Below are 17,287 nucleotides of genomic sequence, written 5' to 3' on the forward strand. Positions count from 1 at the left end.
ATCAGTGTTGAGTGTTCAGTGATTTTTCAACTTTCAAAAACCTCTTTTCTGATAACAATTTGTTATTATCAATGAACACTATTTAGAACTGATTACTAAATACTGAACACTGAATACTTTATTTTTATTCTTTTAAATTGGTAATTAAAATTTTATCAATTTTAACACCGTCCATATCGATAACTTCGAACTCTAATTTGTTCCAAATTAACTTTTGTCCTTGTTTAGGGATTATTCCTAATTCTGTTATGATTAATCCACTTACTGTTGTTACTTCGTAATCTCCTATTAACTCATCCATATCGAAATAAGTTAAGAAATCGTGCAATGAATAATGTCCGTCAACTAACCACGAACCATCTTCTCTTGCTACAATTTTAAATTCGTCTTCATAGAAATCAGCCGCATCTCCTACTAACGCTTCTAAAATATCATTTAATGTAATTATTCCCTGAAAAACCCCATGCTCATCAGTAACTAAAGCATAATGAACCTTTGAAATCTTGAAATTTTCCAATGCTTTATATGCCGATGTTTGCTCAATGAAATATACTGGCTCTTTTATTATCGATTTTAAATCGAAATTGCCCATTTCAAAACTTGCGAACAAATCTTTCAATAAAACAATTCCTTCCACATCGTCTAAATTATCCGCACATACCGGATAAACCGAATGCAATTCATCTAAAACTTTCGCCTTAATTTCTTCAACTGTATCTTCATAAGACAAATACACAATTGAATTTCGGTGTGTCATTAACGAATTTACTTTTCTATCGCCAATATGAAAAACACGTTCCACAATATCTTGTTCAATCTCTTGAACTTCTCCTACTTCTGTTCCTTCTTTAATAATGGCTTTGATTTCTTCTTCGGTAACTTTGCCATCAGCGGTTGGTTTTATTTGAAGCATTTTCAATAAAAACTCGGTCGACGTAGTCAATAACCATATAAAAGGCATCGTTATCGTAGAAACTAACTTCATTGGAACCGCAACTGCTTTTGCAATTCCTTCAGGATAATTTAAACCGATTCTTTTTGGCAACAACTCTCCTAAAACTAAAGAGAAAAAGGTTAATACCACAACCACAATTCCTACTGCAACAGAATTTGCATAAGGTTTTAGTGCTTCAAAAGTGGCCACAAAATTTTGAACATCAGTAGTAATTTTATCACCAGAATAAATACCCGTTAAAATTCCGATTAAGGTAATTCCGATTTGAACGGTTGATAAGAATTCATTTGGTGAATTAGCTAAATCTAATGCGACTTTCGCATTTTTATTTCCTTTTTTAGACGCAGTTTCTAGTCGGTTTTTACGTGCCGAAATCAATGCGATTTCCGACATTGAGAAAACGCCGTTTAGGAGAATCAAAAAGAGAATGATTAAAATTTCCATAGTTAAAATTATAAAAAAAGAGCTAAAATCCCAAATTACGGAAATAGCTCCTTTTCTGTGTGCAAATATCGAAAAAAAAATCGAAAGCCCGAAATTTATCTCAAAGGCTTATTTTTCTATTAAAATGTATCTAAAACCAAACTCAATCTTTCAGTAACTTCTTGAATTGATCCAATACCATCAACGGCATAAAACTTGTTTTGCGCTTTGTAATAATCCATTAATGGCGCAGTTTTTTCGTTGTATTCTTGGTAACGATTTCTGATTTTTTCTTCGTCTTGATCGTCTGGTCTACCTGAAGTTTTTCCTCTTTCTAACAAACGTTGCACTAAGATTTCATCATTCGCTTCCAAAGCTACTATAGCTGTAATTTCTTGATTTTTACTTTCTAAAAACTTATCTAAAGCTTCTGCTTGAGCAATTGTTCTTGGAAAACCATCAAATAAAAAACCTGCTGCTTGTGGATTTTTGTCTACTTCACTTTGCAACATTTTAATAGTTACTTCATCTGGAACCAAATCACCTTTATCCATAAAAGTTTTAGCTAATCTTCCTAATTCCGTGTCATTTTTGATATTAAATCTAAAAATATCTCCTGTAGATAAATGAACTAAATTGTATTTGTGCTTTAAAAAATCGGCTTGTGTTCCTTTTCCTGCTCCTGGTTTACCAAATAATACGATATTGATCATTGTTTTGTTATGTTAAGTTGTAATAGTTAGTTATTCTGATAATTGATAAATGTCTTTTAAATTTCTTCCTAAACCATCGTAGTCTAAACCATATCCTACTATAAATTTATTTGGAATTCGAATGCCTACATAATCTAGTTTAATGTCTTTTTTGTAAGCTTCTGGTTTTAAGAATAAAGTAGCAATTTTGAAATGTTTTACATTGTGTTGTTTCATAATAGCTTTTAATTCCTCAATAGTATTACCAGTATCTACAATATCTTCCACGATAATTACAGAACGACCTTCTAAACTTTGGTTCAAACCAATTAGTTCTTTTACTTCGTTTGTGGTTTGTGTTCCTTCGTACGATGCCATTTTTACGAATGAAACTTCGCAATTGTGACTGTATTTTTTTAATAAATCAGCCACGACCATGAATGCGCCATTCAAAACTCCAATAAAAACAGGAACATCATCGCAAAAATCGTCTTCAATTTGTTTGGCCATGTTTTCTATGGCGAAGTTAATTTCCTCTCCCGAAATAAAAACTTCAAATTTCTTATCGTGTAGTTGTATCACTTTGGTTAGATTTAGAAATAAACAACAAATTTAAGAAAGTCAAATGAATAGCTACAAAGTATTTCAACTTTTTTGCAAATTTGATATATTTACCAAATGAAAAGTCAAATGTATCAGAAAATCGAAGAAAGCACTTGCCATGTTGCCAGCCGAAAAATGGTGAGCAATTTTGCTATGAAAGATAAAAATCATCTAAAAGAAATGATACAACTTGCTTTTGACACAAAACATGAATTACATGTAAAAGCCTTTTGGAGTTTGGATTTGGTTTGCAAAAAAAAACTGAAACAATTTATTCCTCATATTGAAGATTTCTGCAGCGTTCTTCCAAAAATAAAAGATGATTCTGCATTACGACCAGCGACTAAAATTGCCTTTTTTCTCACCAAAAGCAATCACAGAAAAAACGGAATTTCTCTCACACAAGAACAAGAACACAATTTAATCGAAGCCTTAATTGACCGATTGATTCAAGACGAAAAAGTAGCAGCAAAAGTGTATGCTATGAAAGCCCTTTTTGTCTTGGGAAAGAAATACGATTGGGTTCACGAAGAGTTAAAAACGATTATTTCTCAAGATTATACGAATCATACCGCGGCTTATCAAGCAGCAACTCGAAATCTTTTGAAAAAACTCAACAAGTAACAAATTGTTAATTATCAATTGTTAATTATCAATTGTCTGAGTATCTTTGCGCAAACAACAACACTACAAAATGAATTATTTTTCTTCTGATTTTAAATTAGGAATTTTAGGAGGAGGTCAATTAGGAAAAATGCTTTTGACCGAAACTCGAAAATTTGATATCCAAACTTTAGTTTTAGAACCAAGCGAAGAAGCTCCAGCACGATACAGTTGCAACGGATTTTACAAAGGCAGTTTGATGGATTTTGACACGGTGTACCAATTTGGTAAAATGGTCGATTTGTTAACCATCGAAATCGAAAATGTAAGCCTAGACGCTTTAGACAAATTGGAAGAAGAAGGATTACCGATTTACCCTTCGCCAAAAACCTTACGTTTGATTCAAAACAAAGGAAAACAAAAAGATTATTACGTTTCAAACGATATTCCTACTTCGCCACACCAACGTTTTGTTGACTTAAACGATTTGAGAAACGCTTTAGCAAAAGACGAATTAGAATTTCCATTCGTATGGAAATGCGCGCAATTTGGTTACGATGGAAATGGCGTTAAAATTTGTCGCTCGGCATTAGATTTGGTGAAATTACCCGATGTAGAATGCATTGCTGAAGAAATGGTTCCATTTAAAAATGAATTAGCGGTAATTGTAGCGCGTTCGGTTTCTGGCGAAGTGAAAACCTATCCAGTTGTAGAAATGGAATTTCATCCTGAAGCGAATCAAGTAGAATATGTAATTTGTCCAGCTCGAATTGATGAAAAAGTAGCACAAAAAGCTACCGAAGTTGCTTTAAAAGTTTCTGAGGCATTTCATCATGTTGGATTATTAGCAGTTGAAATGTTTCAAACCGAAAATGATGAAATTTTGGTAAACGAAGTCGCTCCTCGCCCACATAATTCTGGACATTATTCGATTGAAGCGAGTTATACTTCGCAATTTGAAAACCATTTACGTGCGATTTTAAACTTACCTTTAGGCAATACCGATAGTAAAGTTGCTGGAATTATGGTAAATTTGGTAGGTGAAGAAGGTTATTCTGGACAAGTAGTTTACGAAAACATAGAGAAAATCATGGCAATCGATGGTGTAACACCACACATTTACGGAAAAAGAGAAACAAGACCTTTCCGAAAAATGGGTCACGTTACGATTGTAAATGAAGATATGACGGAAGCAAGAAGAATTGCGGAGGAAGTTAAGAATTCTATAAGAGTAATCAGTGTTCAGTCACAGTAATCAGTCGAAGTTGGTAGTTTTGAAAACTAAATTAACTTGAAACCTTAAACTTGAAACAAAAAACAAATGAGTAAAGTAGCCATCATAATGGGCAGCATTTCGGATATGCCGGTAATGCAAGAAGCCATCGACATATTAAAAGGATTTGATATCGAAACCGAAGTAGATATTGTTTCAGCACATAGAACACCTGAAAAATTATTTGATTTCAGTAAAAACGCACACGAAAGAGGTATTTCTGTAATTATTGCTGGTGCTGGTGGTGCGGCTCATTTACCTGGAATGGTTGCTTCTATGTCACCACTTCCTGTAATTGGTGTTCCTGTAAAATCGAGTAATTCAATTGATGGATGGGATTCGGTTTTATCGATTTTACAAATGCCAGGTGGCGTTCCCGTAGCAACAGTCGCTTTAAATGGAGCTAAAAATGCTGGAATATTAGCAGCACAAATTATCGGAAGTTCTGATAAATGTGTGTTAGATAAAATCATCGCTTACAAAGAAGGGTTGAAACAAGCGGTATTAAAAGCTTCTGAAGATTTAAAATAAAAATAGAAAATCCCGAATTATTGCTAATTCGGGATTTCTACTCACAATTAAGTGACAACTATAAAAAAATTCTACTCTCTCTCTGATTTGGGGCAAAAAGGATGTTTCAGCATCATTTCGTCGACAAAATTATACACTTTATCGATAAAAACAAATTTTTATGGAACTTTTTTTTAAAAAATTTACAACAAAACACAACACAGCTCCGTTTGGTAAGATTAATCTTTCAGAATACAAGAAGGCTTTCAAAAAGACAATCGAACTTGCACGTACTGAAATCGATAGCATCGTTAATAACACGGAAGCACCGACTTTTTCTAATACAATTGAAGCTTTAGATTATTCTGGCGAACAATTAGATCGTTTATCGAATATTTTCTTCAATTTGAATTCGGCAGAAACTTGTGATGAAATGCAAAAAATCGCACAAGAAGTTTCTCCATTAATTACAGCATTCAGTAACGATATTGCTTTGAATGAAGATTTATTTAAACGAGTAAAAGCCGTTTATGATCAAAAAGATAGTTTGACATTAACTACTGAACAAGCCACTTTATTAGATAAAAAATTCAAAGGTTTTTCTAGAAATGGTGCGTTACTTAATGAAGAAGACAAATTAAAATTACGCAAAATTGATACCGAGTTAGCCAAAATAAAACTGACTTTCGGTGAAAATGTTTTAGCTGAAACCAATAACTATCAATTACATATAACCAATGAAACCGATTTAGAAGGTTTGCCTGATGGCGCTAAAGAAATGGCGGCAAGTTTAGCAAAATCGAAAAATTTAGAAGGTTGGGTTTTTACTTTAGATTTCCCAAGTTATTTGCCTTTTGTAACGTATATTGAAAATCGTGAATTACGAAAAGAAATTGCTATTGCTGCTGGAAAAAAATCGTTTCAAGATAATGAATTCGATAATAAAAAAAACGTAAAACGCATTGTGGAATTACGTCACAAACGTGCAAAATTATTAGGTTATCAATCACATTCGCATTTTGTTTTGGAAGAACGAATGGCACAAAATCCAGAGAAAGTACAATCGTTTTTAAATGATTTATTGGAAAAAGCAAAACCTGCGGCTCAAAAAGAATTTGCTGAATTAACTGCTTTCACAAAAGAGTTGGACGGAATTGACCAATTAGAAAAATATGATGGCGCTTATTATTCAGAAAAATTGAAACAAAAATTATTCAGTTTGGATGATGAGTTATTGAAACCCTATTTCAAATTGGAAAATGTCTTGAATGGAGCGTTCACAATTGCTGAAAAGTTATTCGGAATCACGTTCAAAGAAGTTTTTGACATTGATAAATACCATGAAGACGTTCAAACTTTTGAAGTATTAGATTTCGAAGGACAATTAGTGGCTGTTTTCTATTCGGATTTCTTCCCAAGAAAAGGAAAACGAAATGGTGCTTGGATGACATCCTACAAACCACAATATATTAAAGACGGAATCAACGAAAGACCGCACGTTTCTATCGTTTGTAATTTCACACCGCCAACAGCAACGAAGCCTTCTTTGTTAACTTTTAACGAAGTAACGACATTGTTTCACGAATTTGGACACGCTTTACACGGTATGTTAGCCAATACGACCTATCCAAGTTTATCAGGAACTTCAGTTTATTGGGATTTTGTGGAATTACCAAGTCAAGTGATGGAAAACTGGTGTTATGAACCTGAAGCATTAGCATTGTTTGCCAAACATTACGAAACGGGTGAAATTATTCCGCAAGACTATGTAGAAAAAATCAAAGAAAGTGCGAGTTTCTTAGAAGGAATGGCAACATTAAGACAATTAAGTTTCGGAATTTTAGACATGACCTATCACGGAAAATCACAAACTATTGCAGATGTAAAAGCTTTTGAAAAACAAGCAATGGAAGGCACAAGTTTATATCCAGACGTAGCAGAAAATTGCATGAGTACGTCGTTTTCGCATATTTTTCAAGGCGGTTATTCTTCGGGATATTATAGTTACAAATGGGCGGAAGTTTTAGATGCCGATGCTTTTGCGTATTTCCAAGAAAAAGGGATTTTCAATAAAGAAGTCGCAACTAAATTCAAAGACAACGTACTTTCAAAAGGTGGCACGGAGCTACCTATGGAATTGTATAAAAAGTTTCGTGGTCAAGAACCGAAAGTGGAGGCTTTGTTGAAGAGAGCTGGGCTTTTATAAAATATCAACTCCGGCAGAATTCAGAACTCTGTCGGAGTTATTTAAAATCTACTTCAAAAACTCTCTAAAATTATCCTTATTCACCACCAAAAAACTTGGATTATACGCATCCGAAAAAGATTTTGGTAATTTCGCTTTTTTAGTAGTTGCCCATTTGAATTCAAAAGCACTTACCTCATCCGCATTGATTTCTACATAATCTATTTCTTGTTGGGTTGTGGTTCTCCAAAAATAAGGCTTAGCTATACTTTGTGTATAAGACAATTGTTTCATTCGTTCAGAAACTAAAAAATTTTCCCACAATGCACCTTTATCTTGTCTGAATTCTAAAGCATTGAAATTACCAATTAGCATATTCAGCACACCATTATCATAAAAGTATATTTTTTTATTTGCTTTTATTTCGTTTCGAATATTCTTTGAAAAACTTGTCAAACGGAAAATCACAAAGCTTTTTTCCAACAGATCAATGTAATTATTTACAGTGTTTTTATCAACTCCAACCAACTGTGCAATTTCGTTATAGCTAACTTCACTCCCCACTTGCATGGCAAGAGCGCGTAAAATTTTCTCTAAAACATCTGATTTTCTAATACCTGCCAAAGCCAAAATATCTTTGTACAAATAACTCGAAACCAAGTTTTTCAAGATTTCGTATTCATTACCAAAATTATTGATAACATCCGGATACATTCCGTATAATAATCGAATCTCAAGTTGTTGTTGTGCCTTCATGTAACCCACACTACTTTCAAATTCCTTCCATGAAACGGGAAACATATGAAACTCGAATTTTCTACCTGTTAATGGCTCTTGCGTAACATTATTAATATCTAAAGAAGAAGATCCGCTAACAATAACTTGCACATCTTTTATTTGATCTACTATAATTTTCAACTTCAGCCCAATATTAGGAATGCGTTGCACCTCATCAATAAAAATATATTTATGATTACCAATAATACTTTTCAAAATTTCTGTATTAGCATTAGCTAAAGTTTCGGTTACAGTATTATCATCCCCATCCAAAAACAAATACTCTTTATCTTTTAAAATGGAATTAATTAAAGTTGTTTTTCCTACTTGTCTTGGACCAATTAACACAATAACTTTTCCTTTGTGTAATTTTACTTCCAAATTAGCTGCTAAATCTCTAAAAATCATACCTTAAATTTTAAACAAATTTATATATTTTATTCGTATTCACCAAATTTATATATTTTTTGGTGATTACATTCACCGAATTTATATATTTTTTGGTGATTATATTCACCAATATTAAACTTTTTATAATCAAAATAATAAATTTTCATTTTTTTTTGAAACTTTAAAAACTTTGTTGTACATTTGTCTCATGGAATTCAAAGAAGCAAAAAATAAATTCGTACAAACATGGGGAGCTTTAGGTTCTCAATGGGGCATTAACAAAACCATGGCACAGATTCATGCGTTGTTGATGGTTTCGCACGAACCTGTTTCTATGGAAGACATTATGGAAGAATTACAAATTTCGCGTGGTAATGCTTCTATGAATTTAAGAGCTTTAATGGATTGGGGAATCGTTTACAAAGAATACAAAGCAGGCGAAAGACGTGAATTTTTCACTGCCGAAAAAGATTTAGACGAATTAGCCGTAAAAATTTCGCGAGAAAGAAGCAAGCGCGAAATCAAACCAGCATTGAAAGTTTTGAAAGAAGTTTCATCTATTCAATCAGACAACACAGAAGCAGAAAAACATTTCGTAGATCAAACCACAAAATTGTACGACTTCGTATTAAAAGCGGATAACGTTTTGGATAAAATTACAGAATACAAAGATAATTGGTTAGCAAAATTGGTTGTTAAAATCATGAAATAAAAAAATTTAATCAAAACTTTCAATTATTTCTGAAAGTTTAAAATAATAGATAATATGGAAAATTTAAAATTAACTAATTCAATTGCAATCATAATTCCATTATTCCTTGGAGTTTTGGGAATTATAGAACCAATCAGTTTATATTTTGCAGCCTATTCAACTATGCTAACAGGTTTACTACAAATTATTGTTGGAATCTTTTTCTGGAAAAACCATAAAGAAAATATTTACATAAAAATATATTTCCTATTAGTATTGACTTTTTTCAGTTTATGGTATTACAACGTGAATGTAAACTATATCGATGAGCTGACTTGGCCGTTGATTTTTACACCATTGGCGCTTTGCATTTATATTTCAGTAATCATTTACTCTCAAAAAGAAAAAATATGAACCTCAACATCATCGCCTATCTCATTTATTTCAGCATCACAGGCGTCATCATTGTAAAAGTTGGGAGAATCTGTTATGAAAATGGAAACATATTCGTTTCACAATTGATTCCTAATCACAAAGACTTGTGTCATAAAATAAATCAATTGCTTTTGGTGGGATATTATCTGTTAAACATAGGTTATTGTGCGATGACAATAATTTCTTGGGAACAAATTGAAAGTATCACGCAACTCATTGAAGTGATTACCTCAAAATCGGCTTTCATTATTATTGCGATTGCCGTAATGCATTACATCAACATTATATTATTAACGAATTACATCAAAAAATTAATTTAAACACTCGTAATATGGAAACTACAAAAATTTTAATCGGTTATGCAATTTATCTTCCCATTGCTTTATTTTTAACCTACTATGTTTCAAAAACACTTTTTAAAAACAGTAAAATTTATATGTTGGATATTTTTAAAGGTCGAGAAGAAATCGCCAACGCAACCAACAAACTATTCGAAACTGGATTTTATTTATTGAATTTAGGCTTTGCACTTATGATTTTAGAAATGAACATGTATGACAATAGTTATCAAGTTTTAATTGAAAAATTGAGCTACAAAATAGGTGGATTTTCAATTTATTTGGGAATAATGCTATTCTTAAACTTATATTTTTTCTTTAGAGGAAAACGAAAAGCAAGTCAAGCACAAGTAGAACAACGAATAGTGATTAATGGGTAAATTCACAATCCTGACAGGTTTTTGAAACCTGTCAGGATTAACACCAACCACCACAAAATCGGGACACTTTCTAACCAAAACGAAGCGTAATATCTGGAACGATTTTCATTTGCAAAAAAGAGAAAAACAGCAATAGTTCCACATACCAAAAGTTTGAAAAAAAATGGTAAAAAGTCGTGGTTATTGGTGTAGAAAAACTCTAAAATCAGCAATAAAAACAACAATACATAACCGAGTTTTTTGGTCAACTTCACTCCTATTTTCTGAGGAACAGTTTGTAAATGCAAGTCGTCATGTTTTACATCTACAATATCAAAAACCAAAACAATAGAAAACACTAATAAAAATCTTTGAAAAGACATCAAAAGCACATCCATTGAAAACGGAATTTCAGTTTCTACCAAAGGCAAAATCACAGTTACTCCAACCCACGTAATTCCAACAATGTAGATTTTTACGCCTTTCCAATTTCTAGCGTTTTGTTTGTTTGGAAAAAAAGGTAATGTGTATAAAAGCGTAAGTCCAAAAAAAGCAAAAGCACTTAGTTTTGATTCCCAACTCAATTGCAAGAAAAAATAAAAACAAGCCAACAACGAAATAAAACTCAAAAAAACAATGGCTTTGAGTTCTTTTTTGATTTCGGTTTTGTTTAACCTTGCGATGGCATCATACTTCACAAAATTATAGCCAACTACCGTTCCAAAAAATGCAAAAAATGCAACTGAAAAATCGGTCTCAACACCAAAGAAATATTGCGTCATAGACACTAAAGCAAATGCCGATAACGCCACATGCAAACTACTATTAATGTAAAAATCGAGAATTTTCTTTAAAACCACCATTCAACAAAAATAATCAATCTGTTAATAAGACTCGATTTTAGTTGATAAAATCACAAAATTTCACATTTTAAAAACAAATTATTACAAGATTAATAATTACTTTTGTTGACCAAAACAACACATAATAACACACATACACATTTTTAATAAATGAGAACAGATGCATTCGCTTTGAGACATTTAGGGCCACGTGAAAGTGACTTAAATCACATGTTTAAAACGGTTGGTGTAGAATCTTTAGACCAATTAATTTTCGAAACCATTCCAGATGATATTCGTTTAAAAAACGACTTAAATTTAGATGCTCCTATGACTGAGTATGAGTATTTAACTCACATTCAAGAATTAGGAAAGAAAAATAAAGTATTCAAATCATACATTGGTTTAGGATATCACCCAGCAATCGTTCCAGCGGTTATTCAAAGAAATATTTTTGAAAACCCAGGATGGTACACAGCTTACACACCTTATCAAGCAGAAATTGCGCAAGGTCGTTTAGAAGCAATTTTAAATTTCCAAACTACGGTTATCGAATTAACAGGAATGGAAATTGCAAATGCGTCTTTACTTGACGAAGGAACAGCTGCTGCAGAAGCAATGGCATTACTTTTTGATGTAAGAACTCGCGATCAAAAGAAAAATAATGTGTCGAAATTCTTCGTTTCGGAAGAAATTTTACCACAAACGTTGTCTGTTTTACAAACACGTTCAACTCCACTAAACATTGAATTAGTAGTTGGAAATCATGAAAACTTTGATTTCTCAACGGATTTCTTCGGTGCTATTTTACAATATCCTGGAAAATATGGTCAAGTTTATGACTATGCGGGATTTATCGCAAAAGCTGCAGAAAACGAAATTAAAGTTGCCGTTGCTGCTGATATTTTATCATTGGCAAAATTAACTTCTCCTGGTGAAATGGGAGCTGCAGTTGTAGTTGGAACTACACAACGTTTTGGTATCCCAATGGGTTACGGTGGACCACACGCAGGATATTTCGCAACTAAAGAAGAATACAAACGTTCAATGCCAGGAAGAATCATCGGTGTTTCTATTGATGTAAATGGAAACCGCGCATTACGTATGGCTTTAGGAACTCGTGAACAACATATCAAACGTGAAAAGGCAACTTCAAACATTTGTACAGCTCAAGTTTTATTAGCGGTAATGGCTGGAATGTATGCCGTATATCACGGACCAAAAGGTTTACAATATATTGCTAACAAAGTACACGCTTCTGCGGTTACTACTGCTGATGCTTTAAATAAATTAGGTGTTTACCAAACGAATTCCGCTTTTTTTGATACTATCTTAGTAAAAGCAGACGCGAATAAAGTTAAAGCGATTGCTGAAAAACACGAAGTAAATTTCTTCTATCCAGATGCTGAAACGATTTCGATTTCATTTAACGAAACGACTTCTGTAAATGACATTAACCAAATTATTGCCATTTTTGCTGAAGCAACTGGAAAAGACAAAATCACAATTAGTCAATTAGCTAATGAGTTAATGGTTCCTGAAAACTTAGTGAGAAAATCAACTTTCTTACAACATGAAGTATTCAATAACCATCATTCAGAATCGCAATTGATGCGTTATATCAAAAAATTAGAACGTAAAGATTTATCGTTGAATCACTCAATGATTTCGTTAGGTTCTTGTACGATGAAATTAAATGCTGCTGCAGAAATGTTGCCTTTATCAATGGCAAATTGGAACAGCATTCACCCTTTTGCTCCTGTTGAACAAGCAGAAGGTTACCAAATCATGTTGAAAAAATTAGAGCAACAATTGAATGTCGTAACAGGTTTCCAAGGAACAACTTTACAACCAAATTCAGGTGCTCAAGGTGAATATGCTGGTTTAATGGCTATTCGTGCTTACCATTTATCAAGAGGCGATAACCACAGAAATGTGTGTTTAATTCCAGCTTCTGCTCACGGAACGAATCCAGCTTCTGCTGCTATGGCAGGAATGGAAATCATCGTAACCAAAACCATGGAAAATGGAAATATCGATGTAGAAGATTTAAGAGCAAAAGCAATTCTTCATAAAGACAACTTATCTTGTTTAATGGTAACCTATCCATCAACACACGGAGTTTTTGAAAGTGCAATTATTGAAATCACAAAAATCATACACGATAATGGTGGTTTAGTATATATGGATGGTGCTAACATGAATGCACAAGTTGGATTAACAAATCCTGCAACTATTGGCGCTGATGTTTGTCACTTAAACTTACACAAAACATTCGCTATTCCTCACGGTGGTGGTGGACCTGGTGTTGGACCAATTTGTGTGAATGATAAATTAGTTCCTTTCTTACCAACAAATCCAGTTATTCCAACAGGAGGAAGTCAAGCAATTACAGCTATTTCTTCTGCACCTTATGGTTCTGCTTTAGTTTGTTTAATTTCTTACGGCTACATTACCATGTTAGGAGCTGAAGGATTAACAAATGCTACTAAATATGCTATCTTAAATGCAAATTACATGAAAGCACGTTTAGATGAACATTATCCAGTTTTATATTCTGGAGAAATGGGAAGAGCGGCTCACGAAATGATTTTAGATTGTAGAGCTTTCGAAGAAAAAGGAATCAAAGTAACGGATATAGCAAAACGTTTAATGGATTATGGATTCCATGCTCCAACCGTTTCTTTCCCAGTTGCAGGAACATTAATGATTGAACCAACTGAATCTGAAGATTTAGCAGAATTAGATCGTTTTTGTGATGCGATGATTTCAATTCGTAAAGAAATTGAAGCTTCAACAAAAGAGGATTCCAATAACATTTTAAGAAATGCACCTCATACTTTAGCTATGGTTACAGCTAACGAATGGGTTTTCCCATATACGAGAGAACAAGCTGCGTTTGCATTAGACTATATTGCTGAAAATAAATTCTGGCCAACGGTTCGTCGTGTTGATGAAGCGTATGGTGATAGAAATTTAGTTTGTTCTTGTGCTCCTATTGAAGCATATATGTAAAAAGTAAATTTCGAACATTTAAAATCCCAAATTCCAATTCAGGTTTTTGGGATTTTTTTTAAACATGACAAAAGTCACTTGCTTCAAGAAGTATTGTTGTAAATTTGTACAATTATAAAATTTGGAAATGAAAGACATTGAAACTCGAGAAGATATTCTACTCATCATGCGAAAGTTCTATGAAAAGCTATTAGTTGATGAATCAATCAATTTCTTCTTTACCAAAGTTACATCAGTTGACCAACATTTGGAAGAACATTTTGAGATTTTGGTAACTTTTTGGGAGCAATCCTTACTTTTAAAAGGTGGTTATTACAACAATATGTTTTCAATTCATAAAGAGGTTCATGAGAAACATGCTTTTACAAAAGAACATTTTGAAACTTGGCTACATCATTTTAATTCAACGATTGATGAATATTTTGAAGGTAAATATGCCGAACAAATGAAAACACAAGCGTTAAGCATGGCAACAATCATGCAGATAAAATTTTCGTAAATACCCCTAAAAAAAGTCAATTTCGTATTATTTTGAGCTTAAATTGATGATTTAATAATTAGCGCAAAAAAACATCCGTTTTTATTTTATGTTAAAAAATAATTAATAATTTCGTTACATTAACAATAACTATTATGAATATTAAAATAACAGGTTCAGGAAGCTATATTCCAACTAAAAAAGTTACGAATTCTGATTTTGCTCAACATGATTTTTTAAATGAAGACGGCACTGCTTTTAATATGACGAATGATATTATTGCAGAAAAATTTGTTGAAATTACTGGAATTCTAGAACGACGCTATGCCGCTGACGACATGGTTAATTCTGACATGGCTTTCATGGCTGCAAAAAAAGCAATTGAAAAATCAGGTGTTGACCCAGAAACTATAGATTACATTATACTTGCCCACAATTATGGGGATATTAAAGCGAACACAATTCAGTCTGATACTGTTCCAAGTTTAGCCACGCGAGTTAAATATTTATTACAAATTAAAAATCCAAAATGTGTCGCCTATGACATTCTTTTTGGTTGTCCAGGTTGGATAGAAGCTGTTATTCAAGCACAAGCTTACATAAAAGCCGGAATGGCTAAAAAATGTTTGGTTATTGGTTCTGAAACTTTATCAAGAGTAGTAGACAAACACGACCGCGACAGCATGATTTACTCTGATGGCGCTGGAGCAACAATTATTGAAGCTACTGATGATGAAGGCGGAATTTTAGCTCATGAATCAGCTACTTTTTCTTTTGATGAAGCTAAGTTTTTATATTTTGGAAATTCGTTTAATAAAAATGAAGACCCAAATATTCGCTACATCAAAATGTATGGCAGAAAAATTTACGAATTTGCACTTTCTAATGTTCCAAAAGCAATGGCTTCTTGCTTAGAGAAAAGCGGAATCGCTATTACCGATGTAAAGAAAATTTTAATTCATCAGGCAAATGAAAAAATGGACGAAGCCATCATTAATCGCTTTTACAAATTATTCAAGATGGAAACACCAGCTGGAATTATGCCTATGAGTATTCATAAATTAGGAAATTCTAGTGTTGCAACGGTTCCAACGTTATATGATTTAATTGTAAACGGAGAATTAGAAGGACAAAATTTAAACAAAGGCGATGTCATAATTTTTGCTTCTGTTGGTGCAGGAATGAATATTAACGCAATTGTGTACAAGATGTAAAAAAGTTGGATGTTCGAAGTTGGATGTTCAAAGAAAAAAGTAAATTTGTACTCCAATTTTATTTCAATGTACGAGAAAACATATCCGATTAAACGATTCAATATCACTTTAGATTTTCTAAAAAAACATATCAAAACTTCTGAAACCATTTTTGATTTAGGTGTTCCAAATCCTTTTTCAAAAATCATGGTAGATAATGGGTATTCTGTTATCAACACAAAAGGCGAAGACATTGACAATGATCAATCGGCGCTTCAAAACGAAAACTATGATGTGTTTACGGGTTTTGAAATTTTCGAACATTTACTAAATCCATACACTGTTTTACAAAACGTAAAAGCAGATAAAATTTTAATTTCGATTCCATTACGTTTGTGGTTTTCTTCAGCTTATAGAAGTAAAACGGATATGTGGGACAGACATTATCACGAATTTGAAGATTGGCAATTGGATTGGCTTTTGGAAAAAGCAGGATATAAAATTGTTGACCGAGTAAAATTCACACATCCTGTTAAGAAACTTGGTTTTAGACCATTATTAAGATGGTTTACACCGAGATATTATTTGGTTTACGCAGAAAGAAAGTGATTAGTAATTAGTGAATAGTAATTAGTCTATGCGATACTACATAATCATACCAACATACAACGAGGAAAAATTCATTTCATTAACACTTCAATCGTTAGTAGAACAAACGATTTTGCCAGCAAAAGTTGTAGTGGTGAATGATAATTCTACTGATAAAACCCCAGAAATTGTTTCTGAATTTGCATCAAAATATCCTTTTATCACTTTAGTGAATAAAAAATCTGACACAATTCATCTTCCAGGAAGTAAAGTAATTCAGGCATTTCATGAAGGAGAAAAACATATTGATGACAATTACGACATAATCGTAAAAGTAGATGCCGATTTGATTTTTCCAAACAACTATTTCGAAACGATTATAAAGCACTTTCAATCAGATGAGAAAATTGGAATGGCTGGCGGGTTTTGTTATGTAGAAAAAAATGGGGATTGGGTTTTAGAAAATCTAACCGATAAAGATCATATCCGTGGAGCATTAAAAGCCTACCGAAAAGAGACATATAAACAAATTGGTGGATTAAAACCTGCAATGGGTTGGGACACAGTTGATGAATTACTATGTAAATTCTACAATTGGAAAGTAGTTACTGATTCAAGTTTACATGTAAAACACCTAAAACCTACAGGTGCCAGCTACAATAAAGCTGCTCGTTATAAACAAGGCGAAGCTTTTTACAGTTTGGGCTACGGATTTATCATTACCGCTATTTCATCATTGAAATTGGCAATGCGAAAAGGAAAACCTCTTTTATTCATTGATTATTTAATGGGATTTTGGAAAGCAAAATCATCTGGAAAACCTTTATTTGTAACCCCTGAACAAGCCAAATTTTTCAGAAACTACCGCTGGAAAAAAATGAAAGAAAAGTTGTTTTAACCTATTCCAAAAAAATATAGTATTTTTACTGAATACTAG

At 32.8% G+C, this 17,287-nt stretch carries 18 protein-coding genes; 13 read left to right on the forward strand and 5 right to left on the reverse strand.

Features of this window, described 5'->3' with window-relative positions; genetic code table 11:
* Window positions 1–124: 124 nt before the first annotated feature.
* The 3 genes from B2741_RS06160 to hpt all read right to left on the reverse strand — a co-directional run bounded on the left by B2741_RS06160 (window position 125) and on the right by hpt (window position 2,652).
* Window positions 125–1,348: a hemolysin family protein gene (locus B2741_RS06160; protein WP_414655303.1), complete on the reverse strand. Its 1,224-nt coding sequence runs from the start codon at window positions 1,346–1,348 to the stop codon at window positions 125–127.
* Between the two features lie 170 nt (window positions 1,349–1,518).
* Complete coding sequence (locus B2741_RS06165) at window positions 1,519–2,091, reverse strand: adenylate kinase (protein WP_291136376.1); 573 nt, start codon at window positions 2,089–2,091, stop codon at window positions 1,519–1,521.
* Window positions 2,092–2,121: 30 nt separating this feature from the next.
* Entirely contained in the window at window positions 2,122–2,652 is a 531-nt protein-coding gene (gene hpt / locus B2741_RS06170; protein WP_291136378.1) for a hypoxanthine phosphoribosyltransferase, read from the reverse strand.
* 108 nt (window positions 2,653–2,760) lie between these two features.
* On the opposite strand from hpt, the gene B2741_RS06175 reads away from it, so the two are divergent.
* From B2741_RS06175 to B2741_RS06190, 4 genes are all read left to right on the forward strand, one after another.
* Window positions 2,761–3,297 carry a hypothetical protein gene (locus B2741_RS06175; protein ID WP_291136380.1) on the forward strand — a complete coding sequence of 179 codons (537 nt, stop codon included), beginning with the start codon at window positions 2,761–2,763 and terminating at the stop codon, window positions 3,295–3,297.
* A 70-nt stretch (window positions 3,298–3,367) separates the two neighbouring features.
* A complete protein-coding gene (locus B2741_RS06180; RefSeq protein ID WP_291136382.1) occupies window positions 3,368–4,531 on the forward strand; it encodes a 5-(carboxyamino)imidazole ribonucleotide synthase in 1,164 nt (387 codons plus the stop codon).
* Window positions 4,532–4,597: 66 nt separating this feature from the next.
* Window positions 4,598–5,080, forward strand: coding sequence for a 5-(carboxyamino)imidazole ribonucleotide mutase (gene purE / locus B2741_RS06185; RefSeq protein ID WP_291136384.1), 483 nt, complete (start codon window positions 4,598–4,600; stop codon window positions 5,078–5,080).
* Window positions 5,081–5,240: 160 nt separating this feature from the next.
* A complete protein-coding gene (locus B2741_RS06190; RefSeq protein ID WP_291136386.1) occupies window positions 5,241–7,265 on the forward strand; it encodes a M3 family metallopeptidase in 2,025 nt (674 codons plus the stop codon).
* Between the two features lie 48 nt (window positions 7,266–7,313).
* Here the strand turns inward: B2741_RS06190 and B2741_RS06195 are convergent, their stop codons facing one another.
* Complete coding sequence (locus B2741_RS06195; RefSeq protein ID WP_291136388.1) at window positions 7,314–8,429, reverse strand: ATP-binding protein; 1,116 nt, start codon at window positions 8,427–8,429, stop codon at window positions 7,314–7,316.
* A gap of 190 nt (window positions 8,430–8,619) precedes the next feature.
* On the opposite strand from B2741_RS06195, the gene B2741_RS06200 reads away from it, so the two are divergent.
* From B2741_RS06200 to B2741_RS06215, 4 genes are read left to right on the forward strand one after another with little or no spacing between them, the layout of a single operon-like run.
* Window positions 8,620–9,123 carry a GbsR/MarR family transcriptional regulator gene (locus B2741_RS06200; protein ID WP_008254547.1) on the forward strand — a complete coding sequence of 168 codons (504 nt, stop codon included), beginning with the start codon at window positions 8,620–8,622 and terminating at the stop codon, window positions 9,121–9,123.
* Window positions 9,124–9,177: 54 nt separating this feature from the next.
* A complete protein-coding gene (locus tag B2741_RS06205; RefSeq protein ID WP_291136390.1) occupies window positions 9,178–9,516 on the forward strand; it encodes a hypothetical protein in 339 nt (112 codons plus the stop codon).
* On the forward strand, window positions 9,513–9,857 hold the full coding sequence (locus B2741_RS06210) for a hypothetical protein (protein WP_291136392.1): 345 nt from the start codon (window positions 9,513–9,515) through the stop codon (window positions 9,855–9,857). Before B2741_RS06205 ends, B2741_RS06210 begins: the two co-directional genes overlap by 4 nt.
* An 11-nt stretch (window positions 9,858–9,868) precedes the next feature.
* A complete protein-coding gene (locus B2741_RS06215) occupies window positions 9,869–10,255 on the forward strand; it encodes a hypothetical protein (protein WP_291136394.1) in 387 nt (128 codons plus the stop codon).
* Between the two features lie 2 nt (window positions 10,256–10,257).
* On the opposite strand, the gene B2741_RS06220 is transcribed toward B2741_RS06215, so the two are convergent.
* Window positions 10,258–11,097: a hypothetical protein gene (locus B2741_RS06220; RefSeq protein WP_291136396.1), complete on the reverse strand. Its 840-nt coding sequence runs from the start codon at window positions 11,095–11,097 to the stop codon at window positions 10,258–10,260.
* A 150-nt stretch (window positions 11,098–11,247) separates the two neighbouring features.
* Here B2741_RS06220 and gcvP point away from each other — a divergent pair, with 150 nt between their 5' ends.
* The 5 genes from gcvP to B2741_RS06245 all read left to right on the forward strand — a co-directional run bounded on the left by gcvP (window position 11,248) and on the right by B2741_RS06245 (window position 17,248).
* Window positions 11,248–14,091, forward strand: a complete 2,844-nt coding sequence (gene gcvP, locus B2741_RS06225; RefSeq protein ID WP_291136398.1) for an aminomethyl-transferring glycine dehydrogenase — start codon at window positions 11,248–11,250, stop codon at window positions 14,089–14,091.
* Window positions 14,092–14,218: 127 nt separating this feature from the next.
* The gene (locus tag B2741_RS06230) at window positions 14,219–14,590 is read left to right on the forward strand and encodes a group III truncated hemoglobin (protein WP_291136400.1); all 372 of its coding nucleotides are present in this window, start codon (window positions 14,219–14,221) and stop codon (window positions 14,588–14,590) included.
* A gap of 134 nt (window positions 14,591–14,724) precedes the next feature.
* Window positions 14,725–15,783, forward strand: a complete 1,059-nt coding sequence (locus B2741_RS06235) for a 3-oxoacyl-ACP synthase III family protein (RefSeq protein WP_291136401.1) — start codon at window positions 14,725–14,727, stop codon at window positions 15,781–15,783.
* Window positions 15,784–15,849: 66 nt separating this feature from the next.
* Window positions 15,850–16,371 carry a methyltransferase gene (locus tag B2741_RS06240; protein ID WP_291136403.1) on the forward strand — a complete coding sequence of 174 codons (522 nt, stop codon included), beginning with the start codon at window positions 15,850–15,852 and terminating at the stop codon, window positions 16,369–16,371.
* A 28-nt stretch (window positions 16,372–16,399) separates the two neighbouring features.
* Window positions 16,400–17,248 carry a glycosyltransferase gene (locus B2741_RS06245; RefSeq protein WP_291136405.1) on the forward strand — a complete coding sequence of 283 codons (849 nt, stop codon included), beginning with the start codon at window positions 16,400–16,402 and terminating at the stop codon, window positions 17,246–17,248.
* Window positions 17,249–17,287 lie beyond the last annotated feature (39 nt).

This window comes from Flavobacterium sp. UBA7663, from assembly GCF_002483315.1.
Lineage (GTDB): Bacteria > Bacteroidota > Bacteroidia > Flavobacteriales > Flavobacteriaceae > Flavobacterium.

What these genes read in the sequence shown, in the direction of transcription:
- B2741_RS06165 (WP_291136376.1), bottom strand. Translation starts at nt 2,091, where the DNA reads ATGATCAATATCGTATTATTTGGTAAACCAGGAGCAGGAAAAGGAACA.
- B2741_RS06230 (WP_291136400.1), top strand. Translation starts at nt 14,219, where the DNA reads ATGAAAGACATTGAAACTCGAGAAGATATTCTACTCATCATGCGAAAG.
- B2741_RS06180 (WP_291136382.1), top strand. Translation starts at nt 3,368, where the DNA reads ATGAATTATTTTTCTTCTGATTTTAAATTAGGAATTTTAGGAGGAGGT.
- B2741_RS06205 (WP_291136390.1), top strand. Translation starts at nt 9,178, where the DNA reads ATGGAAAATTTAAAATTAACTAATTCAATTGCAATCATAATTCCATTA.
- B2741_RS06240 (WP_291136403.1), top strand. Translation starts at nt 15,850, where the DNA reads ATGTACGAGAAAACATATCCGATTAAACGATTCAATATCACTTTAGAT.
- B2741_RS06215 (WP_291136394.1), top strand. Translation starts at nt 9,869, where the DNA reads ATGGAAACTACAAAAATTTTAATCGGTTATGCAATTTATCTTCCCATT.
- B2741_RS06245 (WP_291136405.1), top strand. Translation starts at nt 16,400, where the DNA reads ATGCGATACTACATAATCATACCAACATACAACGAGGAAAAATTCATT.
- purE (WP_291136384.1), top strand. Translation starts at nt 4,598, where the DNA reads ATGAGTAAAGTAGCCATCATAATGGGCAGCATTTCGGATATGCCGGTA.
- B2741_RS06175 (WP_291136380.1), top strand. Translation starts at nt 2,761, where the DNA reads ATGTATCAGAAAATCGAAGAAAGCACTTGCCATGTTGCCAGCCGAAAA.
- B2741_RS06210 (WP_291136392.1), top strand. Translation starts at nt 9,513, where the DNA reads ATGAACCTCAACATCATCGCCTATCTCATTTATTTCAGCATCACAGGC.
- gcvP (WP_291136398.1), top strand. Translation starts at nt 11,248, where the DNA reads ATGAGAACAGATGCATTCGCTTTGAGACATTTAGGGCCACGTGAAAGT.
- B2741_RS06220 (WP_291136396.1), bottom strand. Translation starts at nt 11,097, where the DNA reads ATGGTGGTTTTAAAGAAAATTCTCGATTTTTACATTAATAGTAGTTTG.
- B2741_RS06195 (WP_291136388.1), bottom strand. Translation starts at nt 8,429, where the DNA reads ATGATTTTTAGAGATTTAGCAGCTAATTTGGAAGTAAAATTACACAAA.
- B2741_RS06200 (WP_008254547.1), top strand. Translation starts at nt 8,620, where the DNA reads ATGGAATTCAAAGAAGCAAAAAATAAATTCGTACAAACATGGGGAGCT.
- B2741_RS06160 (WP_414655303.1), bottom strand. Translation starts at nt 1,348, where the DNA reads ATGTCGGAAATCGCATTGATTTCGGCACGTAAAAACCGACTAGAAACT.
- B2741_RS06190 (WP_291136386.1), top strand. Translation starts at nt 5,241, where the DNA reads ATGGAACTTTTTTTTAAAAAATTTACAACAAAACACAACACAGCTCCG.
- B2741_RS06235 (WP_291136401.1), top strand. Translation starts at nt 14,725, where the DNA reads ATGAATATTAAAATAACAGGTTCAGGAAGCTATATTCCAACTAAAAAA.